Raw genomic sequence first — 26,751 nt, forward strand, 5'->3', positions numbered from 1 at the left:
CACGAAGACGGTCTTCTGTGCACGGCCGACCTCCAGCATGGCCGCGTAGGTGGGGTGGGAGGCGTTGCGGGTGAAGCGGCGCAGGATCGCCTCGGTGGACGCGGTACGGGTCCGGATCGCGGTGGCGTACTTGATCATCTGGTCGTACTGCTGGGCGATGAGTTCCCAGCGGATCGGCCGGGTCAGCGCCGGGGTCAGTTGCGGGTAGGCGTCCGGTTCGCCGACCGCCGGCCGGTATAGCTTGACCTTGTTGATCCGCTTGATGCGCGGCAGCAGGTCGAAGTTCAGCAACCGGGTGATGCCGAACCCGATCTCCGACTGGCCATGGCTGTCTGTGTAGTTGGCCTCGACGTCCATGGTGGTGCCGTGCCGCATGGCGCCCTCGACCATCGCGGCGACTTCGGAGGCGGTGCAGTTGATCAGCTGGGAGTGGATGGCCAGGGACTTCTTCTCCACGTGCCAGTAGATGAGGACCCCGCGGCCTCCGTAGCGCGAGTGCCACTCGGTGAACAGGTTCTGGTCGTAGGCGCGTACGTGGGTGGAGTCGGAGGCGACCGCGGTCGAGCCCTGGCCCCACAGTTCGGTGCTGCGGGCGGCGAAGGTGGCGTTCGCTATCTGGATGGCGATGGCGCGGGCGGCCTCCGCCGAGAGGTAGCGGCGGCGGACGTAGCGCAGTTCGTCCTCGGTGTGGCCGTGGCCGCCGGAGGCGACGGCCTTGATCCCGGTGTTCGTGCCGTAGGCGTAGATCACCAGGAGCAGGCGCTCGGCCAGGACCTCCGCCGAGAGGGAGCCGCCGCCGGAGACCGAGGTGACCGTGTCCAGGCAACCCGTGCGCAGGACGGCCTCTTTGAGCATGTCGATGAGCGGCACGATGCCCCACCGGCGCTGTACCTCGCTCTTGACCCTGCGCAGGTTCTTCGGCTCGGGCTGGGCCTCGGCCGGGGTCAGCCGGATCGCCCCGGACTTCCGCTCGGCGATGTCCAGCCAGCTCAAGCGCGGCATCCCATCGTTGAGCAACGTCAGCTCGGTGATCATCTGCTCGCGCAGCTCGTCGACGAAGTCGGCCGCGTCCAGCGGCTTGCGCAGCTCGCGGTAGTTCTCCTCGCGCCGCTCGGCGAAGTCCTGGGGCAGGTCCTCGTCGGGGTTGCGCCACTTGTCGGCGCCGACCACCCAGATCTCCTTGCACCTGAGATGGTCGCGCAGGGCCTGGAAGGCGACGACCTCGTAGACCATCCGCACCACCCGGCGTCGGCCGCGCTTGTCGGTGCGGTGGACGACCTCGGCCCAGTCCCCGCCCATCGCCTTGTGCACCGCCACGGTCTCGCCCAGCGGGTAGTACGTGGTGTTGCCCGCCGCCGCGTACCGAGCCACCAGCGCCAACGCCTCGATCACCGGCCGGTGCGTGTGGTTGGACGAGCGGAACTCCAGTACGTCCAGCAGCTTGATCAGCCCGCGCCGGTAGTGGTTGGTGTACGACGCCTTCAAGGTGGTCTGCACCGTGCGCCGATAGACCGGGCCGCGGGTCTTGAACTCGTGCACCAGCTCCCCCAGCGTCTGCTCGCCCCCGGAGACCGCCGGGTAGACGATCTCGCGGACCGTGCCCTCCGGCTCCCCGATCGACGCCTCGGCTAGCTTGAAGAGGATGTTCTCCTTGCCCGACACCTTCTTGAACGCGTTGACCAGCTGCTCGGTGACCTTCTTCTCCGCCCGCGCCCCGATGCGGTGCACCGTGGAGATCAGCAGCTCGACCAGCGTGTCCGTGATCTCCCGCTCCCGCTCGTGCAGCAGCGCGGCCAGCAGCGTCACCCGCAAGGGCAGCGGGTGAGTGCGCAGGTGTGAGGGAGATTCCACCGCGGCCCGCGCCCGCCACCCGGCCACCACCTTCGGCGCGATATCGGCGAACAGATCCGCCGGCAGCCCGACCGCCCTCACCGCAAGCAGCTTGTCGATCTCGGTCAGCATCGTCTCCAGGCTCACATTGCCCGGAGCCTCCTTGATCTTCCCCAGGACCGGCGGCCCGTCCTCGCCCTCACCGGCACCGGCTTCAGCGGGTACGGCGTCGTCCTTCTGGTCGGCGCCGGCGACCGGGGCGACGATCCTCTCCGTGCTCTCGACCGTGAGGCTCGCCGAGATCCTCGCCGTCAGCGTCTCCTCGGCCACTCGCAGCGCGGCGCCCACGATCCGGTCGCACCGCCCCGGAGTCGGCGGCTCGATGCTCTCCGTGCGGCAGCGGGCCAGCAGTTCCACGCGTACCTGCTCCGGCCGCCTCTCCTTGCACGCGACGTGCTCGGCGAGCCAAGCGGTCAGCTTGTCCGCGTCCGCAACGCTGCACTCACGAAAGCCCAGGTGCCCGCGGATCTGCGCGCGGTGGTACTCGACCGTCCGGCCGCTCCACTCGTACGCGTCCAGCTCGGAGGCGGGTACCTGTACCTGCCGGGCGACGAACTCCACCGCCTCGCCCGGCAACTCGAACCAGCCTCGGGGAAACCGGCCGTACTGCGTGTAGAACTTCAGCAACACGGCGAAGCCCAGGCGCGTCGCACCGCGCTTGCCGGACACGAGCCCTTGCTCGTCCTTCAACAGCGTCCAGTGTTCGACCAGGTCGTCCAGGTCCAAAGGGGTACGGGCCACGGTCGTCGATCGTCCTCTTAGGGCTTCACCCCGCGCAGCTGCACGACCCCGGACTCACCCACACGGGTGACGCCCTCGCAAGATCACCGCCGTTTGCGGCTGGTGACAGCGTTCTTACCGGCACCCCAATACCCCGCGGACGACATGCGCAGCTGGGACGAGCGTTGGCGGGGCGAGAGCTACACGTACAACGTGCACGCCATCGAACAGCTCAAGAATCTGGCCGACACCAAGGGCATCACTACCGCCCAGCTCGCGCCGGCCTGGCTGCTCGCCCAGGGCGAGGACATCGCGCCCATTCCCGGCACCCGCAGCACCAAGCGCCTTGAGGAGAACGCCGGCGCCACCGACGTCCAGCTCTCGGCCGCCGATCTGGCCCGCATCACTGAGATCCTTCCCCACGGATCGGCAGGCAGCCGCTACCCCGCTGCGATGCTGTCCAGCTTCACCACAGACTGACCGCCTGCACACACGCATGCAACGCCGGTCCCGCCGGCCGAAGGCGGCACACCGGCGAGTTGAGATGGCATCGGAGAGCACGCGCTGGTCATTTCGCCTGGACATCACAGACAGGGCCGAATGGCCGTCGGCCCTGGCAGTGGTCGGAGGCGTCAGGGCCACACCGTCACATCTGCGCCGTAAGGCCCTCGCGCGCTCGCTGACTCCGCGATCAGCGGGGTGTTGTCGCACGCCTCGGGCAGGTCGGCGAACAGGTCCCCCATCTGAGCGGCGGTCTTGAGGTAGTAGCCGGTGCCGTGGAACCTTAACCGGTTCGGGTCGTCCCTGTTCTTGCCACCCGGATGCACAGCAGGTTGTCGTGGGAGTCCGCGTGCTCTTGAAGGACGTAGTGGGCATCGTTCGTCGTTCCCGACTCGGGCAAGCACCGACCGCTACTCATGCTCGGACAAGCGGATCTCGCTACTCCGAGGCGTCTGCCCGGTCGACGGAGGGCTCTGGTCCACGCTGGAAGGCACGGCCGAAGTGTTGGCCGGAGCTGCCGACGGGCAGGAGGTCCGGGCGTTTGGCCACGCGACCGTCTCCGGAGGAACGCCCACGCGCGCGCCTGCCGATCCACGGACCGAGGAATCCGGCGACCCAGCGCACCTCGGCTGACGCGGCACGCAAGAATCGTGCCCGACCGACAGGCAGGACGGGCAACGGGTGCGTCCAGGAGTCGTCGGTGTCCGGCAGGTTGAGCGAGTGAGCGAGCGCCGCCGCGATCCGCTGGTGGCCGAGTGGGCTCGAGTGGAGGCGGTCCTGACTCCACAGGCGTGGATCCGTGGCCACCGGATGCGGGGTGACGTCGGCGACGACGACACCATGCCGGTGTGCCGCCGCGCGAACACGGTGGTTCAGCGCCTCAAGACGCGGCCGGAGCGGACGGGCCAGTGGAGTGACGCGCGCGATGTCGGGAATGGTGAGCGTCGCCACGCGCGCCCCCTGGCCGGTGAGCGCGGCGAACATCGCCTCCAGATGCGCGGCCACCTCATCCGGATCGAAGCGGGGGCGCAGCATGTCGTTGACTCCGGCCACGACCGTCGCGAAGTCCGGCCGCAGCGCAAGCGCCGCGGGCAACTGCTCCGCGTGGACCTGCCCGGCCAGACGGCCCCGTACTGCGAGATTGGCGTACCGAAGCTGCGGGCTGTGCCGAGCCAGGTGCTCGGCGAGCCGGTCGGCCCACCCGCGCAGGCCTGTCACATCGTCGCCGTCGCCGACCCCTTCGGTGTGACTGTCACCCAGGGCCACGAAGCGCAGATAGCGGGTCTCAGTGCCTGACATGAGCGGCTGGCTCCTTATTGCGATCACCGGAAGAGCCCCCACTCTAGTCAATTTTTTGAGTAATAGTCTTGGCGCGCTGGTCGAGCCTGCGCAACGCCATGTCGCCCCACTGGAGGTTCTCCCGCTCGAACGACATCCCGCGCAGCAGAGTGAGGTACGGGCCGATACGCTCGGCCTCGGCGAAGTACGCCTCCTCTGAGCGGCCGCCCAGCAGTCGTTGCCGGATTCTCTCGTAGCGGGCCAGCTTGGCCGTGGCCCATTCCATGCGTTCGAGGACGGCGGCGCGCACCGCCTCGACGTCGCCGGCGTCCGCGCACTGCACCTTGACCAGCAGCTCGTCCCTGATGACCGCGGGCCGACCCGGCGGCTCGGCCGTGTAGGCGCGCACCGCGTCCCGCCCAGCCTCCGTCAGGGAAAACAGCCGTTTGTTGGGACGACGCCGCTGCTCGACGAGGCGAGCCGTGACCAGCCCCTCGGCCTCCATGCGCTCCAGCTCCCGATAGAGCTGCTGAGGCGTCGCCGTCCAGAAGTTCGCGACCGTCGCGTCGAAGCCTTTTGCGAGGTCGTAACCGGACGCCTCGCCCTCCAGCAGCGCGGCCATCACCGCGTTCCGCAATGCCATGGGAGCAAGGTACGGCCCAGCGAGTGTTCAGTGATGAGCACTCTCGAAGCGCCGCCCCCTCGACAAGCGACCGGAGTCGACCCTACCCTCCTCCACACATATGCAACTTGTTGAGTATTGAGGTCGATCATGCACCCCTTCCGCAAGGCCGTCGAGAACGGTGACCTGGACGCCGTGGCCGCCCTTCTGGCCGACGATGTCGTCTTCACCAGCCCGGTCGCCTTCAAGCCGTACCCGGGCAAGGCGATCACCACCGCGATCCTGCGCGCTGTGACACAGGTCTTCGAGAACTTCACCTACGTCCGGGAGATCGCGAACCCCGACGGCCGCGACCACGCGTTCGTCTTCACCGCGAGCGTCGCCGGAAAGAAGCTCCAGGGCTGCGACTTCCTGCACTTCGACGAGGACGGCAAGATCGACGACTTCACGGTGATGGTGCGCCCGCTGTCGGCCGCCCACGCGCTGTCCGAGGCCATGGGCGCCCAGTTCGAGAAGATCGCCCGAGAGGCCGCCGAGCAGTGAGCCCGACGACCGACGCCGTGGTCATCGGCGCGGGAACGCCTGACTGACCGCCGCCACCCTCCAGCATGCGGGACGACGCACCTCCTGGTGAGGCGTCACGACATCCCCGGCGGCTGTGCCACGTCCTTCGGCGCGGGCGCTTCGAGGTCGAGACGGCGCTGCACCAGTTGTCCGTAATCGAGCCGTCCTGCACACGCTCACGGCATCGGGGCAGGCCGAAGACCTGGTTCCCCGTATGGGCCCGGAAAACAGGGCGGAGCGGTACGCGCCGCCGCATCATCCTGGGGAGGGCGAGCCATCGCCCGCGGGGCGGCCGCGCCGCGCACCTGCCGACGACCGCGACCCGAGGAGGCCCCATGGCCACCGGTCTCTCTGTCCACATCGGACTCAACCAGGTCGATCCCGTGGCGTACGACGGCTGGAACGGCGAGCTGAGCGCCGGCGAGCAGGACGCGGCCGACATGGCCCGGCTCGCCGGCGCGGCGGGCTTCGAGGTCGCCGGCCCGCTGCTGACCGGCGCCGCCACCGCCGAGGCGGTCACCTCCGCGCTGGAGACCGCGGCCGGCCGGCTGGCCGCGGGCGACATCCTCTTCCTCACCTACTCCGGCCACGGCGGCCAGGTGCCCGACCTCAACCACGAGGAGACCGGCGACCGGCTGGACGGGACCTGGGCGCTGTACGACCGTCAGCTGGTCGACGACGAGCTGTTCGGGCTGTTCGGCAAGTTCGCCAAGGGCGTGCGGATCTGGATGCTCTCCGACAGCTGCCACAGCGGTACGGCCGCCCTGCGGCTGCCCGAGCTGCTCAGCCCGGGCGAACTCGGCCGGCGCTTCGCCACCGACGACCCCCGCGAGGTCGGCAGGAGGCTGCGGGCCATGCCCCAGCCCGTGCAGTCCGCGCTCTACGCACGGGACCGCGACCTCTACGACCGGATCCAGAAGACCCACACCGCCAAGGACCTCGCGAAGATCGACGCCGACGTGCTGCACATCTCCGGCTGCCAGGACAACCAGACCTCCGCCGACGGCGTCGTCAACGGACTGTTCACCGGCACCCTGCTGGAGGTCTGGCGGGGCGGGGCGTTCCCCGGCAGCTACCGCGCACTGCACCGGGAGATCGTCAGGAGGATGCCGCCGGACCAGACCCCCCATCTGTCGCTGGCCGGATCCGCGCGCCCCGCCTTCGCCCGGCAGCGCCCGTTCACCATCTGACCGTGACCGCATCCCCCATCGGTGGTGCGGCGGTGCGCCGGGCGAGGTATGACAGAGGGAGGGCACGGCGAGCCGGTGAGGTGCCGGTATGACGACGCATGACCGTCTTGACCAGGACAGCGAGGCGGACCGGACGGGCGGGGACGACCTGACCACCGTCGCGGGCGGGGTGCTGGACCTCCTGCGGGTCGCCGCCGTGGTGCTGGACGCCGACGGCCGTATCACCCTGTGGAGCCCCGAGGCGGAACTGCTGTTCGGTTACCGCGCGGCCGAGGCCCTGGGCCGCCGCGCGGACCGGCTGCTGGTCCGCCCCGAGGACCGGCGGGCGGCCGTGGAGCTGTTCGCCCGGGTCCGGGCGGGCGACACCTGGGCGGGCGTCTTCCCCGTCCGGCGCCGGGACGGCGCCACCGTGCGCGTGGAGTTCCACACCATGGGCCTCCACGACGTGCACGACGACGCGTACGCCCTCGGTCTGGCCGCCGACGAGGAGACCGTACGGCGGGTCGAGACCGACCTGGCCGTATCGGGCCTGCTGATCGAGCAGTCGCCCGTCGGCCTCGCGGTCTTCGACACCGAGCTGCGGTGGCTGCGCGCCAACCCCTCGCTGCAGCGCATGAACGGCATGGCCGAACCCCTGGTGCGCGGCCGCCGGATCAGCGAGATGCTGCCCGGGCTCGACACCGAGGCCATCGAGACCGCCATGCGGCGCGTTCTGGCCACCGGGGAACCGATCCTGGACCAGCAGACCATCGGTCGGACCCCCGCCGACCCCGACCACGACCACGCCTGGTCGGAGTCGTACTACCGGCTGGAGGACTCCGGCGGCCGGGTCCTGGGCATCGCCGTCTCGATCATCGACGTGTCCGCACGCCACCGGGCGGCCAGCGAGGTCGCCGAGGCGCGCGAGCGACTGGCCGTCGTCGCCGACGCGGGCGTCCGCATCGGCACCACCCTGGACCTGCGGCAGACCGCCCAGGAACTCGCCGACGTGGCGGTGCCCCGGCTCGCCGACCTCGCGGCCGTCGACGTCCTCGACGCGGTGGTGCACCGCGAACCCGTGGCCCGGGTCCGCGGCGACGGCCCCGTCCGCTTCCGGGCGCTCGCCGTCGCCGCGGGCTACCCCACCGACGCCGTCCACGCCGCCGACCCGGTCGGCGAGATCGCCCGCTACGGCCCGAGCCGCCTGATCACCCAGTGCGTGCGCGGCGGCAGGCCGATCCTGCTGTCGCACACCTCCGAGCAGGACATACGCCGTATCGCGCGCGATGAGGACGCCGCCGAGGTGCTGCGGCGCGAGGGCGTCCACTCCTCCATCGCGGCCCCGCTCATCGCCCGCGGCAGCGTGCTCGGCACCCTCAGCCTGCACCGCACGGTCAACGCCAGGCCCTTCGACGAGGACGACCTCACCCTCGCCTGTGAGCTGGCCCTCCGCGCCGCCCTGGCCATCGACAACGCCCGGCTGTACGGGCGTGAACGGGACGCCGCGCTCACCCTCCAGCGCAGCCTGCTGTCCCTGCCGCCGCGCGAACTCGACGGCCTGGAGACCGCCTCCCGCTATCTGCCCGCGGTCAGCGCCGCGGGCGGCGACTGGTTCGATGTGCTGCCGCTGCGGGACGGCAGGGTCGGCCTGGTCGTCGGGGACGTCATGGGCAAGGGCATCCACGCCGCCGCGATCATGGGGCAGCTGCGCACCGCGACCCGCGCCTTCTCCAGGCTCGACGTGCCGCCCGTCGAACTGCTGCGCCACCTCGACGAGATCACCCGGACCCTGGGGGACTCCATCGCCACCTGCCTGTACGCGGTCTGCGACCCGCGCACCGGGTACTGCGAGCTGTCCACCGCGGGCCATCTGCCGCCGGTCCTGGTCCACCCGGGCGGCGACGCCGAGCTGATCGACGCCCCCAGTGGCGCACCGCTGGGCGTCGGCGGCGTTCCCTTCGCCGCGGTCGAGTGCGAACTGGCCGAGGGCGCGGTGCTGGCCCTGTTCACCGACGGTCTGGTGGAGAAGCGGCACGAGTCGCTGGACGTCGGACTGCGCACCCTGGTCCAGCTGCTGCGCCGCCACCACCACGGCCCGCTGGACCGGATCTGCGACCAGGTGCTGGCCGCGCTGCACGGGGCGCCGGACGACGATGTCGCGCTGCTGCTGGCCCGGCTGTGCGGGCGCTCGCCCTCCGCCGGGGAACGTGGTTACGGTGGATAGTCCGTATATGGCCGTGAAAACCGCATTGGGTGGTATCCCATGCACCGCATCGCCCGCGGTTCCGCCGTCCTGATCACCCTGGTCGCCGTCGGCCTCGGCACCCCGGCCGCGGCCCTCGCCGCCGCCGGACGGACGCCGGTGCCCCGGCACGGACCCGAGCCGCAGGTCGCCGTCATCGGCACCGGAGGCACCATCGCGGGCGTGAGCAAGAGCCGGGTGTCCTTCCAGAACTACGCGTCCGGACAACTCCCGGTGTCCCGGCTGGTCGATGACCTCAGACCCGAGGTCAACCGGCTCGCCGACGTCACGACCCGGCAGTTCGGCAACAAGGACTCCAACGACTACTCCCTCCCCGAGTACCGGAAGCTCACCGCCGCGGTCGACGACGCGCTGCGCACCAATGACGCGGTCGTCGTCACCACCGGCACGGACACCATGGAGGAGTTCGCGTACTGGCTGGACCTCACCGTCCGCAGCGACAAGCCCGTGGTGCTCACCGGCGCGCTGCGCCCCTGGACGGTCATCGGCTCCGACGGCCCCGCCAACCTCTACAACGCGATCCGCCTCGCCGCGAGCGGCCGCACCACCTGCTTCGGCACCGTCGTCATGCTCAACGACCAGATCCAGGCCGCCCGCGAGGTCCGCAAGGCCGACGCGCTGCGGCTCAACGCCTTCACCAGCGGCAGCAGCGGTGAGCTGGGCGTCGTCGACCAGAACCACATCCGCATCGACCGTGCCCCGGCGCGCGTCCAGGAATGCGGCAAGCCGGGCTGGAAGACCCCCTTCGACCTGGACCGCATCGCCCGGCGGCCGCTGCCGAAGGTCGAGATCGCCTACAGCTACCAGGGCGCCGGACCCGAGGCCATCAAGGCGTTCGCCGACGCGGGCGCCGCCGGCGTCGTCACCGCGGGCACCGGTGCGGGCGGCCTCTCCCCGGCCATGACGGAGGCCCGCGCCGACGCGGTGAAGAACGGTGTGGTCTTCGCGTCGGCCTCCCGCACCGGTTCGGGGGCGGTGTACGACCCCCACGTACGCGGAGTCGTCGGCGCCGAGGACCTGACCCCGCAGAAGGCCCGGCTGCTGCTGACGCTGTCGCTGGCGAGGACCCACAACGAGGACCGCATCCAGCACTGGTTCGCCACCCTGGGCGCCGAGCCGCTGGTGTCACCCCGGCGGTAGGGATCCCCCACGGAACGTGCGGCGGTACGCGCTCGGGGAGACGCCCAGCGCGTCGCGCAGATGCATCCGCAGCGACGCCGCCGTGCCGAAGCCCGCCTCCGCCGCCACCTGGTCCACCGGCAGATCCGTCTCCTCCAGGAGCCGGCACGCCCGCTCCACCCGGCGCTGGGTCAGCCACCGCACGGGCGTCATCCCGACCTCCTCCCGGAACCGGCGCGAGAACGTCCGCACGCTCATCGACTCGCGCGCGGCCAGCTCCGCGAGCGTCAGCGGGCGGTCGAGGCGGGTCAGGGCCCAGGCCCGCGCCTGCGTCGTGGAGGAGCCGCGCGGCGCGGGGACGGGACGGCGGATGAACTGGGCCTGGCCGCCGTCGCGGTGCGGCGCCACCACCGCGCCCCGCGCGACCTCACCGGCCACCGCGGAGCCGTGGTCGAGCCGGATCAGATGCAGCAGCAGGTCGATGCCGGAGGCGTCCCCGGCGGAGGTGAGGACGTCGCCCTCGTCCGTGTACAGGACGTCGGGGTCCAGCTCGACCGACGGGAACAGCGCCCGGAACTGGTCCGCGGCCTGCCAGTGCGTCGTCGCCCGGCGCCCGTCCAGCAGCCCGGCCGCCGCCAGGACGAAGGCGCCGGTGCAGATGGACGCCACACGGGTGCCGGGCCGCCGGATACGGGCGAAGGCCCCGGCCAGCGCCGGGCCGAGGCGGCCCTCGGTCTGCGGCTCGTCCTTCTCGTTGGCGGCCGGGACGATCACCGTGTCGGCCTCGGCCAGCGCCTCCGGGCCGTGGGCGACGTTCACGCTGACATCGGAGTCCGTACGCACCTCACCGGGCACCAGCGCACACGTCACCACCTCGTACAGCGGCTCACCGGACGCCGAGACGGCCCGCCCGAACAGGCGGTGCGCCATGCCCAGCTCGAACGGCAGCATCCCGTGCCGCACCAGCACGGCCACCCGGTGCCGGTCCGGGTGCGCGAAGACGGAGGCCATGGCCGTGATTGTCGCACCCTCAGTGCTTGGCGCGGCTCGGCTGGACCCGCTTCGGCTCGCCCTTCATCTTGGGGTGCTCGGGCGGATACGGAAGGTCGCCGAGACCGTGCTCCCGCTCGTCCCGGTCGGCCAGTTCCAGCGCGGCCTCCAGCCGGTACGCGTGTTCGTCCATGTCCGCGTGCACATCGCCCACCTCCCGGTAGCGCACCGGCATGGTCGCCAGGTCGAAGTCGCGCGGCCGGGCGTCGGGCACCTCCTCCCAGCGCAGCGGCGCGGAGACCGGGGCGTGCGGCTGGGGGCGTACGGAATAGGCGCTGGCGATGGTGCGGTCCCGCGCGGTCTGGTTGTAGTCCACGAAGATCTTCTCGCCGCGCTCCTCCTTCCACCACGCCGTGGTGATCCGCTCCGGCGCCCGCCGCTCCAGCTCCCGCGCGACCGCGATCGCCGAGCGCCGCACCTGGGTGAAGGTCCACTCCGGCGCGATGGGCACGAAGACGTGCAGCCCCCGCCCGCCCGAGGTCTTGGGCCAGCCGCGCAGCCCCAGCTCGTCCAGCACCTCGCGCAGCTCGCCCGCGGCCCGCACCGCGTCCTGGTAGTCCGTGCCCGGCTGCGGGTCGAGGTCGATGCGCAGCTCATCGGGGTGCTCGGTGTCGGGGCGCCGCACCGGCCACGGATGGAAGGTCAGACACCCCAGGTTCGCGGCCCACACCACGGCCGCCACCTCGGTGGGACACATCTCGTCCGCGTACCGCCCGCTGGGGAAGGAGATGCGGCCGGTCGGGGTCCAGTCGGGCAGGTTCTTCGGCGCCCGCTTCTGGAAGAACGATTCCCCCGTCACCCCGTCGGGGTAGCGCTCCAGCGTCGTCGGCCGGTCCCGCAGCGCCCGCAGCGCGCCGTCGCCGACGGCGAGGTAGTAGCGGGCGAGGTCGAGCTTGGTGAAGCCCCGCTCCGGGAAGTACACCTTTCCGGGGTTGGACAGCCGCACCGTGCGCCCACCGACGTCAAGCTCCACCGTCTCTGCCATACCCCAACGCTAGGTCCACTCCGCCCGCTCCACCTCCCGGCGGGCGCGCGGGTCCCGGCGGCCGCACAATCGAAGACACCATGGACCTTCCGGTGATGCCCCCGGTGGCACCGATGCTGGCCAAGTCGGTGGCCACGATCCCGCCCGGGATGCGGTACGAGGCGAAGTGGGACGGCTTCCGGGCCATCGTGTTCCGCGACGGGGACGAGATCGAGATCGGCAGCCGGACGGCCAAGCCGCTCACCCGCTACTTCCCCGAACTCGTCGACGCCTTCCGCACCCATCTGCCGCGGCGCTGCGTCCTGGACGGCGAGATCGTCATCGCGCGCGGAGGCCGCCTGGACTTCGACGCCCTCCTGGAGCGCATCCACCCCGCCGACTCCCGGGTGCGGATGCTGGCCCGGACCACCCCGGCGGGCTTCGTCGCCTTCGACCTCCTCGCCCTCGGCGACACCTCGTATCTGGACGCGCCCCTCGGTGAACGCCGTGACGCCCTGACCGAGGCGCTGCGCGAGGCCGGCGACCCCGTGTTCACCGCCCCCTGGACCGACGACCTCGACGTGGCGCGGCAGTGGTTCGAGCACTACGAGGGCGCCGGGCTCGACGGCATCGTCGCCAAGCGCCCCGACCTCGGCTACCGGCCCGGCGAACGCGTCATGGTCAAGGTCAAGCACGAGCGGACCGCCGACTGCGTGGTGGCGGGCCTGCGGCTGCACAAGTCCGGTCCGGTCGTCGGCTCCCTGCTGCTCGGCCTGCACGACGCCACCGGCCGCCTCCAGCACGTCGGCGTCTGCGCCGCCTTCCCGATGCGCCGCCGCCAGGAGCTGATGACCGAGCTGGAGCCGCTGCGCATGGAGTCGGCCGAGGGCCACCCGTGGGCGGACTGGGCGCGCGAGGAGGCGCACACCCGGAGCCGGATGCCGGGCGCGCCCAGCCGCTGGACCGGCGTCAAGGACCTGTCGTGGCTGCCGCTGCGCCCGGAGCGGGTGTGCGAGGTCGCGTACGACCACATGCAGGGCGACCGCTTCCGGCACACCGCCCGCTTCCGGCGCTGGCGGCCCGACCGCGAGCCGGAGAGCTGCACCTACGCGCAGCTGGAGGAGCCCGTCTCGTACGACCTGCGCGAGGTGCTGGGCGGCTAGCCCCCCTGGCAGCACACCCCCTTGGTAGCGCTACCGCCTCGCGCCGCGCTTCTGCGTCATCCGCAGGAACCAGTCGCGCGCCGCCCCGGCGGCCTGCTCCAAGGCCCCCGGTTCCTCGAAGAGATGGGTCGCCCCGGGCACCACATGGACCTCGTGCGGCGCGGCCAGCATCGCGGCGGCCTGTTCGTTCAGCCGCAGCACCTCGTGGTCGTCACCCCCCACGATCAGCAGCACCGGCGGATTCACCCGGTTCAGCACCCCGCCCGCGAGGTCCGGGCGGCCGCCCCGGGAGACCACGGCCCGCACCCGCTCCGGCCGCTCGGCGGCGGCGGTCAGGGCGGCCGCCGCGCCCGTACTGGCGCCGAACAGGCCGACCGGCAGCCCGGCGGTGCCGGGGTGGTGGCCGAGCCATTCGACCGCCGCCGCCAGCCGCCGCCCCAGCAGCGGGATGTCGAAGCGGTGCTCAGCGGTGATCGCGTCGACTCGCTCCTCGGCCTCGGTGAGCAGGTCGAACAGCAGCGTCGCCAGCCCTGCCTCCTGCAGCACCCGGGCCACCGCCCGGTTGCGCGGACTGTGCCGGGAGCTGCCGCTGCCGTGGGCGAAGGCCACCACGCCGGAGGGGTTGTCGGGAAGGGCCAGATCGCCCACGAGCAGGACGTCGTCCGCGGCGATACGGGCGGTCTCGGAGCGCATCGGCACCTCCTGCCGTAGCGGGTCACGCGTGGGCCAGCAGCCCTTGGCGCAGCTCGCTGTAGAGCCGGGACAGCCGGCGGGATATGTGCATCTGCGAGAAGCCGAGGATCTCGCCGATCTGGCTCTGCGAAAGCCCGGCGAAGAACCGCAGGTAGAGCACGTAGCGGTCCTGTTCGGAGAGGTTCGCGATGAGCACCCGCAGCGACTCCCGGTTGACGACCCGTTCGATCGCGGCGTCGTCCGCGCCGACCGTCTCGGCGAGCAGCCGCTCCTCGGCGCCCTGTACGGCGGCGTTGAGGGACAGCGGGGTGCAGGAGGCGCTGGCCTCCAGACCGGCGCGCACGTCGTCCTGCGGCATACCGGTACGGGTGCTAATCTCCCCGACGGTCGGGGTGCGGCCGCCCAGCTCCTGCTCCAGCGCGTCGCGCGCCGAGCGGGTGCGGGAGCGGACCTCCTGGATGTTGCGCGGAATGTGCAGCGTCCACAGATAGTCGCGGAAGTGCCGCTTCAGCTCACCGGTGATGACGGGGATCGCGTACGAGGGGAAGGCGTGGCCGAGGTCCGGGTTGTAGCGGTCGACGGCCTTCACCAGGGCCAGCGAGGCGACCTGGGTGAGGTCTTCGATGTTCTCGCCCTTGTTGCGGAAGCGCAGCGCCAGACGCTTGGCGACCGGCAGCCACTCGCAGATGATCGCCTCGCGCAGCGCGTCGCGTTCGGGCCCGGAGGGCAGCCGGGACAGTCGCAGGAAGGCGCCGCCGGTGTCGGGCGTGTCGTCATGGCGTCGGCGGCGAGTCGCGGTTGCTGGCATGGTCACTCGCCTCCGTGGTCCGATGTCACGGCCTGCCCGCGGCACAGCGGTGATGCGGTGAGGCCCCGCTCTGGGAGGGGGCGATCGGTTTCACGGTCGGTTCTGCGGTCGCCACCAGGCTCGCATGCACCCCAAGATCGTGCAATTCGGCCAAATCGCCCCGCCTTTCCTGCGTCTTTGGGGGGAATCGTGACGCTGGGTGATTCGCTGCCGGAGCGTTGGGTATCCGCCGGTGATGGACGCCACCCTTCGTCTCGCCCAGCAACCCGAGGCCGACGCCCTGCTCGCGCGCAGCCCCCTCGCCCTCCTGACCGGCATGCTGCTCGATCAGCAGGTGCCCATGGAATGGGCGTTCACCGGCCCGTACACCATCGCGCGGCGGATGGGCGCCGACGACCTGGACGCCCATGAGATCGCCGCGTACGACCCCGAGCGGTTCTCGGAGCTGCTGTCGGAGAAGCCGGCCGTGCACCGCTACCCCGGATCGATGGCCAAGCGGATCCAGCAGCTGTGCCAGTACCTGGTCGAGACTTACGACGGTGACGCGGCGGCTCTGTGGCGCGATGCCCCCACCGGCGCCGAACTCCTCCGGCGGCTGAACGCCCTGCCCGGCTACGGCAAGCAGAAGGCGCAGATCTTCGCCGCCCTGCTCGGCAAGCGGTTCGCGGTGCGGCCCGAGGGCTGGCGCGAGGCGGCGGGGGCGTACGGCGAGGAGGGCTCGTACCGCTCGGTGGCCGACATCACCGGACCGGAGTCACTGGACAAGGTGCGCGCCCACAAGCAGCAGATGAAGCGGCAGGCCAAGGCGGGCGGCGCCGGGGGCTGAGAACCCTGAGGGCGCGCCCGGGTCAGGCCGTGCCCAGTGCGCCGCGCAGGGTGTCCACAGCGAGGGTGAGCGCGGCCCGTGCCGCATGGGTGTCGCGCAGCGCGTCGAGCATCAGGAAGTCATGGATGATGCCCTGCATCCGCAGCGCGGTCACCGGCACCCCGGCGTCGCGGAGCTTGTTCGCGTACGCCTCGCCCTCGTCCCGCAGCACATCGGCCTCGCCGGTGATGACCAGCGCGGGCGGCAGCCCCTTGAGCTGGTCGGTGTCCGCGCGCAGCGGGGAGGCGGTGATCTCGGCACGCTGTGCGGGGTCGGTCGTGTACTGGTCCCAGAACCACTTCATGCCCTCGCGGGTCAGGAAGTAGCCCTCGGCGAACTGCTCGTACGAGCCGGTGTCGAAGCTCGCGTCGGTCACCGGGTAGAACAGCACCTGCTGGACGAAGGTGACATCGCCGCGCTCCTTGGCCATCAGCGTCAGCGCGGCGGTCATGTTGCCGCCCACCGAGTCCCCGGCCACCGCGAGCCGGTCCGCGTCGAGCCCGGCGCCCTCGCCGTGCGCCACGACCCACTGCCCGACCGCGTAACACTGCTCCAGGGCCACCGGGTAGCGGGCCTCGGGGGAGAGGTCGTACTCGGGGAACACCACGGCCGCGCCGACCCCGACAGCCAGCTCCCGGGCCAGCCGGTCATGCGTGTGCGCGTTGCCGAACACCCAGCCCGCGCCGTGCACATAGAGGATCACCGGGAGCGTCCCGGAGACATTCGGCGGACGGAGGACCCGTGCCCGCACCCCACCGGCCGGAATGCCGGTGACGCCGATCCACTCCTCGTCCACCTCGGGCTTGGGAACCTCCCCGGACTGCACCGCGTCGACCGTCCTGCGGCCCTCCGCGGGCGACATCTCGTACAGAAACGGCGGCCGCGCGGTGGCCTCGGCGAACGCGGCGGCTGCGGGCTCCAGAACGGGTCGGTGCGGTGCGGTGCGCGGCATCTGCGGCTCCTTGGCGGTCCGGGATTCCGACCCTCTCACCGCACGCGCGACCGCACCCATCCGCTTACGCCGCCAGGGCTACGGGTCGCCCCGGGCCCCCGGGGGCGACCCGGACCGGACCGGGCCGGATCAGGTCAGCGGGCCCGGCGCCGGGGAGGGGTCGGGGACCGGATCGGGGCCCGGGGGATGGGGCACCGGATCGGGGGACGGGCCCGGAGGCGGCCCCGGCGTGGGGCTCGGCGGCTCCGGCGGAGGCGATGGCACCGGGTCCGGCGGCGGCCCCGGAGGCGGTCCGGGCACGGGCCCCGGCGCGGGTCCCGGCTCGGGCCCGCCCGGCCCCGGCGACGGGGTCGGGCTCGGCGGCACGGGGTCGTCGGGCCGCGTCGGGTCGGCGGTGGAAAACGGATCGGTCTGCCGTGCCACGATGTCCTCCAAGAACTCATGAGACGGTGGCCACGTCATCTGCGGGTCGGGTGCCCGATCGCCCCCTGTTCACGCATGACTACCGCGGAATTCATCCGGGAGTCCCGTCGTCCACGACAGTGACCTCGACGCCCCCGGCGCGCAGCGCCCGGAGCTCCTCCTGGTCGGAGCCGCTGTCGGTCACCAGGGTCCAGCCGGGTGGCAGCCGTACCCAGGTGTGGAACGGGCGCCGGCCCACCTTGGCCGAGTGCGCCAGCACGTACACCTTCTCGGCGCGCCGGGCCATCAGCTCCTTGAGCCGGGTCTGCCGCAGGTCCGCCTCGCAGATGCCGTGTTCGGCCGTCACCCCGTCGGCGCCCAGGAAGACCCGGTCGAACGTCATGCGCTCCAGCGCCGCCTCGGCGAGCGGGCCCAGGAAGCTCTGGCTCAGCGGCCGGAGCGTACCGCCCAGGCACTCGACCCGGACGGACTCCACGTCGGCCAGCTCCTGGAGTGCGGTGAGCCCGGTCGTGGCCACCGTCAGCCCCTCGGCCGTGCGCAGCTCATGGGCGAGGGCGCCGACGGTCGAGCCCGCGTCCAGGAGCACCGTCTCGCCGGTGCGGACGGTGGACGCCGCCCAGCGGGCGATGGCCCGCTTCGCCTCGAACGCCTCGCCGGTGCGCTGGCGCAGCGACGCCTCGGGATGGGCGACCAGGGCCATCGCCCCGCCGTACGTCCGCGCCAGCCGGCCGTCGGCGGTCAGCTGGGCGAGGTCGCGGCGGATGGTGGAGGCGGTGACCCCGAAGGCGCGGGACAGCTCCTCCACGCTGGCGAGGCCCGTGGTCGTCGCGAGGTGGACGATCTGGTCGCGCCGGGCCCGTGCTCCCTGTACCGGCAATGTCACGCGTCCTTCTCGGTCCGTCGGTGGTGGGCTTCAGCGGGTGGGCGAGGGCGACATGTCGGCGGCCTGCCGCAGCGCCTCGATCATGCTACCGGCGTCGGCCTTGCCGGTACCGGCGATGTCGAACGCGGTGCCGTGGTCGACGGAGGTACGGATGACCGGGAGGCCGACGGTGAGGTTGACCCCGGCCTCCAGGCCCAGCACCTTGACCGGGCCGTGCCCCTGGTCGTGGTACATGGCCACGATCAGGTCGTAGTCGCCGCGCCCGGCCAGGAAGAAGGCGGTGTCGGCGGGGAGCGGCCCGCGGGCGTCGATGCCGTCGCGCCGCAGCACCTCCAGCGCGGGCACGATCTTCTCCTCCTCCTCGCCGTAGCCGAACAGCCCGTTCTCCCCGGCGTGCGGATTGATGCCGCACACCCCGATCACCGGCTGCGGGGTACCGGCCCGGACCATCGCGTCGTGGCCGCGGCGCACGGTGCGTTCGACCAGGCCCGGCTCGATCTTGTTGACGGCGTCGATGAGCCCGATGTGGGTGGTGACGTGGATGACCTTCACCGTCGGGGTGGCCAGCATCATCGACACCTCCTCGACACCGGTGAGATGGGCCAGCAGTTCGGTGTGGCCGGGGAAGACGTGCCCGCCCGCGTGCAGGGCCTCCTTGTTCAGCGGCGCCGTGCAGATGCCCTGCACCTCGCCGTCCATGGCGAGCCGGGCGGCCGCCCGTACGTACTGGTACGCGGCGTCCCCGGCGACCGGGGACAGCTCGCCCCAGGGCAGGTCGGCGGGGAGCAGCCCGAGGTCGATGACGTTGATGCGGTCCGGGGTGAACGCGGCCTCGGCGGGCGCGCCGACCGTGACGATCTCGCACGCGATGCCGCGCAGCCGGGCCGCCTGCCGCAGCCGCTCCGCGTCCCCGATGACCACCGGGCGGCAGCGCCGCAGGGTCTCCGGGGCGAGCAGGGCGGGGACGATCACCTCGGGCCCGATGCCCGCGCCGTCGCCCATCGTCACCGCGATGAGCGGGAGCGGGCCGGCGGCGTCGAGGTTGGTGGGTGCGTTCATGAGGTGACCTTCCGTTCGGTCGAGTGGGGGCGCAGCGCCCGGACGATGTGACGCAGGGAATCGGGATCGCCGAAGCTGCCCGGGCGGGTCACGACGGACCGCCCGTCGGGAGTGCGGAGGTGTACGGCGCCGTGGTGCACCTGCCCGACGGGGTCGAGCCGGGTGATCGCGAGCGCGTCCAGGACCCGGCGTGCGGTTTCCCCGCCGGTCAGGACGAGGTCGACGGCGCCGCCGTGGGTGGTGAGGGTGCCGGCGACGGTACGGGCCAGCCCGTGCACGAGCCGCCGGGCCGGGACCGGCCCCGGCCCGGCGGGCCGCGCGGGGGCCGGTACGGGGCCGGCGATGGTCAGGACGGTGACCGGGGCCGTCAGCGGCGGCGTGGCCACGGGCGTTTCGGACAGCAGGCCGTCCAGGGGGAGCGGGAGGTGGACCGCGCCGTCGGCCACCAGCCGGCGCACCTGCTCGACGGCTCCCGGTTCGGCCGTACCGACGACGACCAGCACGGGCCGGTCCGCCGCCGCGACCGTCTCCGCGGGCGTGGCGAGCGCGCCGTCGGCCAGCTGGCGGCCGAGGGCGACCGCCAGGCCGCCGGTGCCGACCAGGTGCGGCCGCGGGTCCCCGGCGAGGCAGGCCCCGACGATCGCGTCCAGGTCGGCGTCCGTCTCGGCGTCGCAGACCGCGACCCGTCCCGCCGCCACCGCGGCCCGCAGGGCGGCCAGGAGGGTGTGCCGCGAGGCGCGTACGGTCGCGAGGGGGACGAGCGCGGTGGGCAGTCCGCCCAGCGCGTCGGCCACCGAGGACGGCGGGGCCGTGGCCTCGGCGCGCCAGGCCTCGCTCTCGTGCAGCGGCACCCCGCCGATGTGCACCACACCCGCGCGCACCACGCGCCCGGCGACCGGCAGGGCGGGGGCGACGACCACGCCCGCCCCGTCCCCGGCCAGCGCGGCGACCTCGGCGGCGACATTGCCGCGCAGCAGTGAGTCGATCTTCTTCAGGACCAGGGTGCCGCCCGTGGCGGTCCGCCGCAGCGCGCCGCGGACCGCGTCGGCCGCGTCCTCGGCCGGGCACTGCCGCGAGTCGAGGTCCAGCACGGTCACGGTGTGCGCGTCCGCCGCGGACATCTGCTCGGGACACGTGCCATCGGGGCCAAGAAGCAGCACACGACTGCGCGTTGTGCGCGAACTCAGCCCGGCGGCCGTCTCGGCGGCACCGGACAGGTCGTCCGCGACGGCCAGCACGCTCCGGACGGGCGGCAACTCCACCGGTACCTCCTTGAATGGCCATGACAGGGGGAGTGATCAGACGTGATCGGATGCGATCAGACGACGGACACGCTGTCTCCGTGGTCTCGATGATGACACACGTTGCGCGAACCGCGCGAGAGGTATTGCGTAAAGCGCGCAGCCATGTCACGGTGACCGCCGCGACACCTTGACCCGTCAGGACCTCGGTCCGAGCGGGTCGAGCGAGCCGGTCGCTCGCCTCAGAACCGCCGAGAGGTCACCGATGACCCGTATCCCCCAAGACCCGGCCAGCAGTGGTCCGGACGTCCGCGGTCCGGACATCAGCCGCCGGGCCATGCTCCGCCTCGGAGCGGGCACCTCCGCAGGTCTCGCCCTCGCCCCGCTCGCCGGGTGCGCGGGCCCCACCGGTGGCCCCGGCCCCGGTGCCATCAGCCTGGGGCTGAACCGTTCCCTGGTCAGCCTCGACAACAAGCTCAACCAATTCGACGCCGCCGTCACGGTGCAGCGCGCGGTCCGCCAGGGCCTGACCCGGATGGGCAAGGGGCTCCTGCCGGAGCTGGTGCTCGCCGACCGGTTCGAGATGACCGAGCCCACCCGCTGGACGGTGCGGCTGCGGGACGGGGTGCGCTACTCCGACGGCAGCCCGGTCACCGTCAAGGACGTGGCGACCGCGCTGAAGATGTACTGGGGCGTCAACGGCTCGTTCATCGTCGGGCTCTTCCCCGAGCGGCCCGCCCTCGAACCGGTGGACGAGCGCACCTTCTATCTGCACACCAAGCGCCCGGTCCCCATCCTCGACCAGCTGATGGCCAACATCCTCATCAGCCCGGCGGCCAAGAACCGGCCCGAGGAGCTGTCCGGCGGCGCCGGCTCCGGCCCGTACGTGGTCACCTCGGCGAACTCCGGTACCGGCGAATACGCGCTCGCCGCCAACCGGCACTACTGGGGGCGCCGCCCCGCCACCCCACAGGTGCGGGTCCGCTTCGTCCCCGAGGAGTCCAGCCGCGTGGTCGCCCTCCGCAGCGGCGAGCTGGACGTCATCGACACCATCACCCCCGACTCGGCCGAGCAGTTGCGCGGACTGCCCGGGGTGCGTCTGGACCGCACCACCGGTACCCGCGTCAACCAGCTGTTCTTCAACTTCCGTAAACCCCGCGGCCATCCGCTCGCCGATCCGCGGGTGCGCGAGGCGCTGAGCTACGCCATCGACGGCACGTCCCTGGTCGACGACGTGCTCACCGGCTCCGCCCAGCAGGCAGAGGGCGTGGTCCCGCTCGCGCTCAAGGGCGCGATACGCACCGGCGGCTACGTCCACGACCCCGGCAAGGCGCGCAAGCAGCTCGCCGCGCTCGGCCACCGCGACCTCAAGGTGAAGATCATCTGGGAGTCCGGGGAGTTCCCCGGCGACACCTCGGTGATGGAAGCCGTCCTGGAGATGCTGCGCTCCGTCGGAGTCCGCGCGACCCTCCAGCAGTTCGAGCCCGGCGGCGACATCCAGCAGTGGCGGCAGGGCCGCCGCGGCGACTGGGACGTCCTCGGCAACGGCTTCTCCGTCCCCACCGGACACGCCAGCACCAGCCTCCAGGGCATGTACGGCGGCACCCCGGAGAAGGAGAAGACCCGCGACACCTACCAGGGCTACGTCTTCCCGGAGATCGCCGGCCGGCTGGCCGACGCCTCCGCCGAAACCGACGAGAAGACCCGGAACGCCAAGCTCGCCGCCGTCCAGAAGGAGATCTGGAACACCCGCCCCTGCCTGTGGGCCTTCGTCCCCGATGTGGTGCTGGCCCGCCGCTCCCGGGTCCGGGACGTACACCTCCTGCAGCTCAACTCCTACGACCTCGCCGCCGTGCGCCTGGAGGGCTGAGCCGTGCCGCGCTATCTGATACGCCGCCTTGGCCAGAGCGTCCTGACCATCTTCCTGACCCTCTCCACCGTCTTCGTCCTGGTGCGCATGGCACCCGGCGACCCGGCCGCCGCCCTGGCCGGGCCCAACCCCAGCAGCGCGGACCTCGCCCGGATCCGTGAACAGTTCGGGCTGGATCAGAGCCTGCTCACCCAGTACGGCGTCTTCCTGCGCGATCTGTTCACCGGCGACCTCGGGACCAGCTACTCCTTCCACGCCCCCGCCTTCGACGTGGTGTTCGACCGGGTCCCCTACACCATCACCCTCGCCCTCTCCGCGATCCTGCTCACCACCGTCGTCGCCGTGCCGCTGGGCGTGTGGATGGCCCGCCGCGCCGACACCAAGCGCGAGATCGGCGCCAATGTGCTGACCATCGCCGGACAGTCCATGCCGGACTTCTGGATCGGGGTCATGCTGCTGACCGTCTTCGCCGTGCTGATGCCGGTGATGCCCGCCTCCGGCTTCACCACCTGGAGCGGCCTGGTGCTGCCCACCGTCACCGTGGCGACCCTGCAGATGGCGCTCATCTCCCGGCTGGTGCGGCGCGAGATGGTCGCGGCCCTCAGCTCGCCGTACGTCACCACCGCACGCTCCCGCGGTGTCTCCGAGCGCGCCCTGACCTGGCGTTACGCCATGGGCAACTCCGCCATCCCGGTGCTCACCGCGCTCGGCACCCGGTTCGCCGCGATGCTCAACGGCGTCGTGGTGGTCGAGGTGGTCTTCGGCTGGCCCGGCGTCGGCTCGCTGGTCGTCCGCGCCCTGGAGACCCGCGACTACCCGCTGATCCAGGCGACCGTGCTGGTCACCGCCGCGCTGGCGGTCCTCGTCCAACTCCTCATCGACCTGGCCTACCCGCTGCTCGACCCGCGGGTACGCCTGGGAAAGGCGGCCTGAGAGATGAAAGGCGCTCTCGAACCCCCGGCCCCCACCGGCCCCCCGGCCACCGGCTCCCCGGCCACCGCCGAGGCCACGCCCGCGCCCCGCCCCAGCCGGGTCACCGCCCGCGACCTGTCCCGCGCGGCCGCCACCCGGCGCCACCGCAGCGCGAGCCTCAAGCTGTGGGCGGGCGCGGTGTGCACCCTGCTGGTGGTGGTGCCCGTCGCCCTCGCGCAGGTGCTGCCGCTGTCCGGCGCGAACGACCAGGACCTGTCCCGGCGCCGGCTCCCCCCGCTGACCGACGGCCATCTCTTCGGCACCGACCAGCTCGGCCGCGACCTGCTCTCCCGGGTGCTGCACGGCGGGCAGGTGTCCCTGTCGATCGGTGTGCTCGCCGTCCTCGTCTCCGGCCTCATCGGCATCGTCGCGGGCGCGGCCGCCGGATACTTCGGCCGCTGGGTGGACGCCATCGTCTCCCGGCTGCTGGAGGCGCAGATGTCGCTGCCGCTGCTGATGATGCTGCTGCTCGTCGTCGCCCTGTTCGGCCCGTCCGTCACCGTCATCACCTGCGTGATCGCCATCGCCCAATGGCCCGAGGTGGCCCGGCTGACCCGCTCGCTGGTGCTGGTCGAACGCGAGAAACCGTACGTGGCCGCCGCGCGGGTGCTGGGGCTGCGCCAGATCGCCATCCTGGCCCGCCACATCATCCCCAACATCGTGCGCCAGGCGTCCCTCGTCGTCCTGCTGCTGCTCGCCCAGGCCGTCCTGCTGGAGAGCGCGCTCAGCTACCTCGGCGCCGGACCCCAGCGGCCGTTCGCCACCTGGGGACGCATCATCTCCGACGGCCAGGACTACATCACCACCTCCTGGTGGCTGGTGACCCTGCCCGGCCTCGTCATCGCCCTGCTGGTGGTCGGGGTCAATCTGCTGGGCGACGGGCTGCGCGACCGTACCCGCCGACGTACGACGGAGGGCTCCTGATGAGCGACCGACAAGCCCCGCTGCTGGAGGTCGAGGACCTGCAGATCGAGCTGATCACCGACCGTGGCGTGGTCCGCGCGGTCGACGGCGTCGGCTTCACCCTCGCCGCGGGCGAGACCGTGACCCTCATCGGCGAGTCCGGCTCCGGCAAGTCCACCACCGCGATGGGTCTGCTGCGGCTGCTGCCCGAGGGGCTGGCCGTGCTCTCCGGCACCGCCCGCGTCCGGGGCGTCGACGTCATCGCCGACCCCCGGGCGGCCCGCCGGATCCGCGGCCGCGGCGTCTCCCTCATCCCGCAGGACCCGATGACCGCGCTCAGCCCGGTGCACACCATCGGCCGCCAGCTCGGCGAGGCGCTGCGGATCCGCCACCCGGAGCTGTCCCGCGCCGACGCCCGCGCCAAGGGCATCGAACTGCTCGGCCGGGTACGGATCCCCCGCCCCGAGACCCGGTGGGGCGCCTACCCCCACCAGTTCTCCGGCGGCATGCTGCAGCGCGTCCTCATCGCCATCGCGCTCGCCGCCGAACCCGAGCTGCTGGTCGCCGACGAACCGACCTCGGCGCTCGACGTCACCGTCCAGGCCAGCGTCCTGGACCTGCTGATGGAGCTCCAGGAACGCACCGGCATCGGCATCCTCATGATCACCCACGACCTGGGCGTCGCCCGGCTGGTCTCCGACCGCATCCACGTCATGCGCGGCGGCCGGTTCGTGGAATCCGGCCCCGTCGAACAGATCGTGGAACACCCCGCCGAGCAGTACACCCGCGATCTGCTCGCCGCCGTCCCCACCCTCGGCCCCTGGGACGAGACCCCCGCCCTCCCCGCCGCCGTCCCCGAGGAGGCGCTGTGACCACACCCCTGCTGGCCGTCGAGGACCTGGTGGTCGAATACCCGGTCCCGGGCGGCGTGTTCCGCGCCGTGGACGGCGTCGGCTTCACCGTCGCGCCCGGCGGCGCGCTCGCCATCGTCGGCGAGTCCGGCTGCGGCAAGTCCACCATCGCCCGCTCCCTGGTCCGGCTGCTGCGCCCCACCGAAGGGCGCATCCTGCTCGACGGCACCGACATCGCGTCGCTGCCCGAGCGGCGGCTGCGGCCGCTGCGGCGCCGGGTGCAGATGGTCTTCCAGGACCCGTACGGCTCACTGGACCCGCATCTGACCGCCGAGGAGATCGTGGCCGAGCCGCTGCGGCTGGCGGGCACGCGGTCCGCCGCCGAGCGCGGCCGCCGGGCCGCCCAGCTGATCGACCAGGTGGGCCTGCCCTCCAGCGCCCTCCAGCGGCGCCCCGCCGAGTTCTCCGGCGGCCAGCGCCAGCGGATCGGCATCGCCCGCGCCCTGGCCAGCGGGCCCGAGCTGCTGGTCTGCGACGAGGCCACGTCCGCGCTGGACGTCTCCGTACAGGCCCAGGTGCTCCAGCTGCTGCGCGAGCTCCAGGCCGAACAGAACCTCGCCTACATCGTCATCTCCCACAACCTCGGAGTGGTCCGCGAGATCAGCTCCGAGGTGGTGGTGATGCGTGGCGGGCGGATCGTCGAATCGGGACCGACCGCGGACGTGCTCGCCGCGCCCACCCAGCCGTACACCAGGGCGCTGCGGCGCGCGGCGCTCGACCCGGCGACGATGCGGGGACGCAAACCGCGGGCCCTGGTGTCCGCGATCGCCACCGACCGCGATCATGATCGTGACCAGGACCTCCACCAGGAATCAGGAGCACCGCAGTGAACGCGCACGCGCAGACCGACACCACCTCCCAGGCGTCGCCCGGCGGGGTGACCCTGCCCGGGGCCCCGGTGCCGCTGTCCCGGCTGGTGCTGGGCACCATGACCTTCGGCGACACGGTGGACCGGGAGGGCGCCGCGGCGATGCTGGACGCCGCGCTCGACGCCGGGGTGACGGGCGTGGACACCGCCAACGCCTACGTCGGGGGCGTCACCGAGACCATCCTCGCCGAGCTGCTGCCCGGCCGCCGCGACCGGATCGTCCTCGCCACCAAGGCCGGGATGCCGCACGCCGACGCCGGTGGGCACTCCCCGCTGTCCGCGCGCGGCATGCGCGCGGCCCTCGAGGGCAGCCTCCGCCGCCTCGGCACCGACCACGTCGACCTGTTCTACCTCCACCAGCCCGACCGCGCGGCGCCGCTGGAGGAGACGCTGAGCACGGTCGCCGAGTTCGTCGCCGAGGGCAAGATCCGCGCACTCGGCGTCTCCAACTACGCCGCCTGGCAGATCGCCGAGCTGACCCACACCGCCGACCGGGTCGGCGCCCCGCGCCCGGTGGTGGCGCAGCAGCTGTACAACCTGCTGGCCCGGCGCATCGAGGAGGAGTACCGGGAGTACGCGGCCACCAGCGGTCTGCGCACGATGGTCTACAACCCGCTCGGCGGCGGCTTGCTGACGGGGCGTCATGTCTTCGAGGAGACCCCCGAGTCCGGCCGCTTCGGCGACTCCAAGCTCGCCGCGATGTACCGGCAGCGCTACTGGGATCCCCGGCTCTTCGAGGCGGTCCGCGACCTGGGGCGGATCGCGGATGAGGCGTCCCTCCCGCTGACGGACCTGTCGCTGCGCTGGCTGCTGGGCCGCGACGGGGTGGACGCCCTGCTGCTGGGCGGCTCCCGGATCGAGCACCTGCGGGCCAACCTGGCGGCCGCCGCCGAGGGGCCGCTGCCGTCGGACGTGGTGGCGGCGTGCGACGAGGTGGGCGCCCGGCTGAGGGGCCCGATGCCCCCGTACAACCGCTGACCACCGCCGACCGTTGACCGCC

Annotated in this window: 22 protein-coding genes and 3 pseudogenes; 13 read left to right on the forward strand and 12 right to left on the reverse strand. The window is 72.3% G+C overall.

Translation table 11 applies throughout. The annotated features are described in order from the left end of the window. Positions 1 to 6: 6 nt before the first annotated feature. Positions 7 to 2,631 (reverse strand): annotated as a pseudogene (locus ABZ562_RS26985) (Tn3 family transposase); the annotation flags it as partial. A 117-nt stretch (positions 2,632 to 2,748) separates the two neighbouring features. Between ABZ562_RS26985 and ABZ562_RS26990 the strand changes: the two are divergent. Next, positions 2,749 to 3,090 (forward strand): annotated as a pseudogene (locus ABZ562_RS26990) (aldo/keto reductase); the annotation flags it as partial. A 203-nt stretch (positions 3,091 to 3,293) separates the two neighbouring features. On the opposite strand, the pseudogene ABZ562_RS26995 reads toward ABZ562_RS26990, so the two are convergent. The 3 genes and pseudogenes from ABZ562_RS26995 to ABZ562_RS27005 all read right to left on the reverse strand — a co-directional run. Further along, positions 3,294 to 3,493, reverse strand: a pseudogene (locus tag ABZ562_RS26995) (hypothetical protein); the annotation flags it as partial. A gap of 56 nt (positions 3,494 to 3,549) precedes the next feature. Then, on the reverse strand, positions 3,550 to 4,410 hold the full coding sequence (locus ABZ562_RS27000; protein ID WP_361484416.1) for an SGNH/GDSL hydrolase family protein: 861 nt from the start codon (positions 4,408 to 4,410) through the stop codon (positions 3,550 to 3,552). A 43-nt stretch (positions 4,411 to 4,453) separates the two neighbouring features. Then, positions 4,454 to 5,032 (reverse strand): PadR family transcriptional regulator, encoded by a 579-nt coding sequence (locus ABZ562_RS27005; RefSeq protein WP_361484418.1) that lies wholly within the window; start codon positions 5,030 to 5,032, stop codon positions 4,454 to 4,456. 129 nt (positions 5,033 to 5,161) lie between these two features. Here ABZ562_RS27005 and ABZ562_RS27010 point away from each other — a divergent pair, with 129 nt between their 5' ends. The 4 genes from ABZ562_RS27010 to ABZ562_RS27025 all read left to right on the forward strand — a co-directional run bounded on the left by ABZ562_RS27010 (position 5,162) and on the right by ABZ562_RS27025 (position 10,147). Beyond that, complete coding sequence (locus tag ABZ562_RS27010) at positions 5,162 to 5,554, forward strand: nuclear transport factor 2 family protein (RefSeq protein ID WP_067271159.1); 393 nt, start codon at positions 5,162 to 5,164, stop codon at positions 5,552 to 5,554. A 356-nt stretch (positions 5,555 to 5,910) separates the two neighbouring features. Further along, the gene (locus ABZ562_RS27015; RefSeq protein ID WP_361484421.1) at positions 5,911 to 6,765 is read left to right on the forward strand and encodes a caspase family protein; all 855 of its coding nucleotides are present in this window, start codon (positions 5,911 to 5,913) and stop codon (positions 6,763 to 6,765) included. An 88-nt stretch (positions 6,766 to 6,853) separates the two neighbouring features. Then, positions 6,854 to 8,968 carry a SpoIIE family protein phosphatase gene (locus tag ABZ562_RS27020; protein ID WP_361484423.1) on the forward strand — a complete coding sequence of 705 codons (2,115 nt, stop codon included), beginning with the start codon at positions 6,854 to 6,856 and terminating at the stop codon, positions 8,966 to 8,968. A 39-nt stretch (positions 8,969 to 9,007) separates the two neighbouring features. Next, complete coding sequence (locus ABZ562_RS27025) at positions 9,008 to 10,147, forward strand: asparaginase (protein ID WP_361484425.1); 1,140 nt, start codon at positions 9,008 to 9,010, stop codon at positions 10,145 to 10,147. Here ABZ562_RS27025 and ABZ562_RS27030 read toward each other — a convergent pair. Then, on the reverse strand, positions 10,133 to 11,137 hold the full coding sequence (locus ABZ562_RS27030) for a helix-turn-helix domain-containing protein (protein ID WP_361484427.1): 1,005 nt from the start codon (positions 11,135 to 11,137) through the stop codon (positions 10,133 to 10,135). The genes ABZ562_RS27025 and ABZ562_RS27030 overlap by 15 nt on opposite strands. 19 nt (positions 11,138 to 11,156) lie before the next feature. Next, positions 11,157 to 12,161 carry a non-homologous end-joining DNA ligase gene (gene ligD, locus ABZ562_RS27035; RefSeq protein ID WP_361484429.1) on the reverse strand — a complete coding sequence of 335 codons (1,005 nt, stop codon included), beginning with the start codon at positions 12,159 to 12,161 and terminating at the stop codon, positions 11,157 to 11,159. Between the two features lie 80 nt (positions 12,162 to 12,241). Between ligD and ABZ562_RS27040 the strand changes: the two genes are divergently transcribed. Beyond that, positions 12,242 to 13,303 (forward strand): ATP-dependent DNA ligase, encoded by a 1,062-nt coding sequence (locus ABZ562_RS27040; RefSeq protein ID WP_361484431.1) that lies wholly within the window; start codon positions 12,242 to 12,244, stop codon positions 13,301 to 13,303. Positions 13,304 to 13,333: 30 nt separating this feature from the next. Here the strand turns inward: ABZ562_RS27040 and ABZ562_RS27045 are convergent, their stop codons facing one another. Beyond that, positions 13,334 to 13,996, reverse strand: coding sequence for a dienelactone hydrolase family protein (locus tag ABZ562_RS27045; protein ID WP_361484433.1), 663 nt, complete (start codon positions 13,994 to 13,996; stop codon positions 13,334 to 13,336). Between the two features lie 22 nt (positions 13,997 to 14,018). Further along, a complete protein-coding gene (locus tag ABZ562_RS27050) occupies positions 14,019 to 14,804 on the reverse strand; it encodes a sigma-70 family RNA polymerase sigma factor (protein WP_361484435.1) in 786 nt (261 codons plus the stop codon). A 235-nt stretch (positions 14,805 to 15,039) separates the two neighbouring features. On the opposite strand from ABZ562_RS27050, the gene ABZ562_RS27055 reads away from it, so the two are divergent. Further along, positions 15,040 to 15,630, forward strand: a complete 591-nt coding sequence (locus ABZ562_RS27055) for an HhH-GPD-type base excision DNA repair protein (RefSeq protein ID WP_361484437.1) — start codon at positions 15,040 to 15,042, stop codon at positions 15,628 to 15,630. Between the two features lie 22 nt (positions 15,631 to 15,652). On the opposite strand, the gene ABZ562_RS27060 is transcribed toward ABZ562_RS27055, so the two are convergent. From ABZ562_RS27060 to ABZ562_RS27075, 4 genes are all read right to left on the reverse strand, one after another. Continuing rightward, positions 15,653 to 16,621: an alpha/beta hydrolase gene (locus ABZ562_RS27060; RefSeq protein ID WP_361484439.1), complete on the reverse strand. Its 969-nt coding sequence runs from the start codon at positions 16,619 to 16,621 to the stop codon at positions 15,653 to 15,655. A gap of 514 nt (positions 16,622 to 17,135) precedes the next feature. After that, positions 17,136 to 17,927, reverse strand: a complete 792-nt coding sequence (locus tag ABZ562_RS27065) for a DeoR/GlpR family DNA-binding transcription regulator (RefSeq protein ID WP_361484441.1) — start codon at positions 17,925 to 17,927, stop codon at positions 17,136 to 17,138. A gap of 30 nt (positions 17,928 to 17,957) precedes the next feature. Continuing rightward, positions 17,958 to 18,986 carry a 4-hydroxythreonine-4-phosphate dehydrogenase PdxA gene (gene pdxA, locus ABZ562_RS27070; RefSeq protein WP_361484443.1) on the reverse strand — a complete coding sequence of 343 codons (1,029 nt, stop codon included), beginning with the start codon at positions 18,984 to 18,986 and terminating at the stop codon, positions 17,958 to 17,960. Then, positions 18,983 to 20,248 (reverse strand): four-carbon acid sugar kinase family protein, encoded by a 1,266-nt coding sequence (locus tag ABZ562_RS27075; RefSeq protein WP_361484445.1) that lies wholly within the window; start codon positions 20,246 to 20,248, stop codon positions 18,983 to 18,985. The genes pdxA and ABZ562_RS27075 overlap by 4 nt, the downstream gene beginning before the upstream one ends. 244 nt (positions 20,249 to 20,492) lie before the next feature. Here ABZ562_RS27075 and ABZ562_RS27080 point away from each other — a divergent pair, with 244 nt between their 5' ends. From ABZ562_RS27080 to ABZ562_RS27105, 6 genes are read left to right on the forward strand one after another with little or no spacing between them, the layout of a single operon-like run. Further along, positions 20,493 to 22,097: an ABC transporter substrate-binding protein gene (locus ABZ562_RS27080; protein WP_361484447.1), complete on the forward strand. Its 1,605-nt coding sequence runs from the start codon at positions 20,493 to 20,495 to the stop codon at positions 22,095 to 22,097. 3 nt (positions 22,098 to 22,100) lie between these two features. After that, positions 22,101 to 23,030, forward strand: a complete 930-nt coding sequence (locus tag ABZ562_RS27085) for an ABC transporter permease (protein ID WP_361484449.1) — start codon at positions 22,101 to 22,103, stop codon at positions 23,028 to 23,030. 3 nt (positions 23,031 to 23,033) lie between these two features. Next, the gene (locus ABZ562_RS27090) at positions 23,034 to 23,993 is read left to right on the forward strand and encodes an ABC transporter permease (protein WP_361484450.1); all 960 of its coding nucleotides are present in this window, start codon (positions 23,034 to 23,036) and stop codon (positions 23,991 to 23,993) included. Continuing rightward, positions 23,993 to 24,844: an ABC transporter ATP-binding protein gene (locus tag ABZ562_RS27095; protein ID WP_361484452.1), complete on the forward strand. Its 852-nt coding sequence runs from the start codon at positions 23,993 to 23,995 to the stop codon at positions 24,842 to 24,844. The genes ABZ562_RS27090 and ABZ562_RS27095 overlap by 1 nt, the downstream gene beginning before the upstream one ends. Beyond that, positions 24,841 to 25,713, forward strand: coding sequence for an ATP-binding cassette domain-containing protein (locus ABZ562_RS27100; RefSeq protein WP_361484454.1), 873 nt, complete (start codon positions 24,841 to 24,843; stop codon positions 25,711 to 25,713). Before ABZ562_RS27095 ends, ABZ562_RS27100 begins: the two co-directional genes overlap by 4 nt. After that, entirely contained in the window at positions 25,710 to 26,729 is a 1,020-nt protein-coding gene (locus tag ABZ562_RS27105; RefSeq protein WP_361484456.1) for an aldo/keto reductase, read from the forward strand. The genes ABZ562_RS27100 and ABZ562_RS27105 overlap by 4 nt, the downstream gene beginning before the upstream one ends. The last annotated feature ends 22 nt before the right edge of the window (positions 26,730 to 26,751 follow it).

The organism is Streptomyces sp. NPDC019937 (genome assembly GCF_040631655.1).
Lineage (GTDB): Bacteria > Actinomycetota > Actinomycetes > Streptomycetales > Streptomycetaceae > Streptomyces.

Excerpts from the sequence above, each read along its gene's own strand:
- ligD (WP_361484429.1), bottom strand. The coding sequence starts at position 12,161 with ATGGCAGAGACGGTGGAGCTTGACGTCGGTGGGCGCACGGTGCGGCTG.
- ABZ562_RS27055 (WP_361484437.1), top strand. The coding sequence starts at position 15,040 with ATGGACGCCACCCTTCGTCTCGCCCAGCAACCCGAGGCCGACGCCCTG.
- ABZ562_RS27000 (WP_361484416.1), bottom strand. The coding sequence starts at position 4,410 with ATGTCAGGCACTGAGACCCGCTATCTGCGCTTCGTGGCCCTGGGTGAC.
- pdxA (WP_361484443.1), bottom strand. The coding sequence starts at position 18,986 with ATGAACGCACCCACCAACCTCGACGCCGCCGGCCCGCTCCCGCTCATC.
- ABZ562_RS27015 (WP_361484421.1), top strand. The coding sequence starts at position 5,911 with ATGGCCACCGGTCTCTCTGTCCACATCGGACTCAACCAGGTCGATCCC.
- ABZ562_RS27045 (WP_361484433.1), bottom strand. The coding sequence starts at position 13,996 with ATGCGCTCCGAGACCGCCCGTATCGCCGCGGACGACGTCCTGCTCGTG.
- ABZ562_RS27030 (WP_361484427.1), bottom strand. The coding sequence starts at position 11,137 with ATGGCCTCCGTCTTCGCGCACCCGGACCGGCACCGGGTGGCCGTGCTG.
- ABZ562_RS27095 (WP_361484452.1), top strand. The coding sequence starts at position 23,993 with ATGAGCGACCGACAAGCCCCGCTGCTGGAGGTCGAGGACCTGCAGATC.
- ABZ562_RS27040 (WP_361484431.1), top strand. The coding sequence starts at position 12,242 with ATGGACCTTCCGGTGATGCCCCCGGTGGCACCGATGCTGGCCAAGTCG.
- ABZ562_RS27005 (WP_361484418.1), bottom strand. The coding sequence starts at position 5,032 with ATGGCATTGCGGAACGCGGTGATGGCCGCGCTGCTGGAGGGCGAGGCG.
- ABZ562_RS27025 (WP_361484425.1), top strand. The coding sequence starts at position 9,008 with ATGCACCGCATCGCCCGCGGTTCCGCCGTCCTGATCACCCTGGTCGCC.
- ABZ562_RS27020 (WP_361484423.1), top strand. The coding sequence starts at position 6,854 with ATGACGACGCATGACCGTCTTGACCAGGACAGCGAGGCGGACCGGACG.
- ABZ562_RS27050 (WP_361484435.1), bottom strand. The coding sequence starts at position 14,804 with ATGCCAGCAACCGCGACTCGCCGCCGACGCCATGACGACACGCCCGAC.
- ABZ562_RS27080 (WP_361484447.1), top strand. The coding sequence starts at position 20,493 with ATGACCCGTATCCCCCAAGACCCGGCCAGCAGTGGTCCGGACGTCCGC.
- ABZ562_RS27090 (WP_361484450.1), top strand. The coding sequence starts at position 23,034 with ATGAAAGGCGCTCTCGAACCCCCGGCCCCCACCGGCCCCCCGGCCACC.
- ABZ562_RS27010 (WP_067271159.1), top strand. The coding sequence starts at position 5,162 with ATGCACCCCTTCCGCAAGGCCGTCGAGAACGGTGACCTGGACGCCGTG.
- ABZ562_RS27060 (WP_361484439.1), bottom strand. The coding sequence starts at position 16,621 with ATGCCGCGCACCGCACCGCACCGACCCGTTCTGGAGCCCGCAGCCGCC.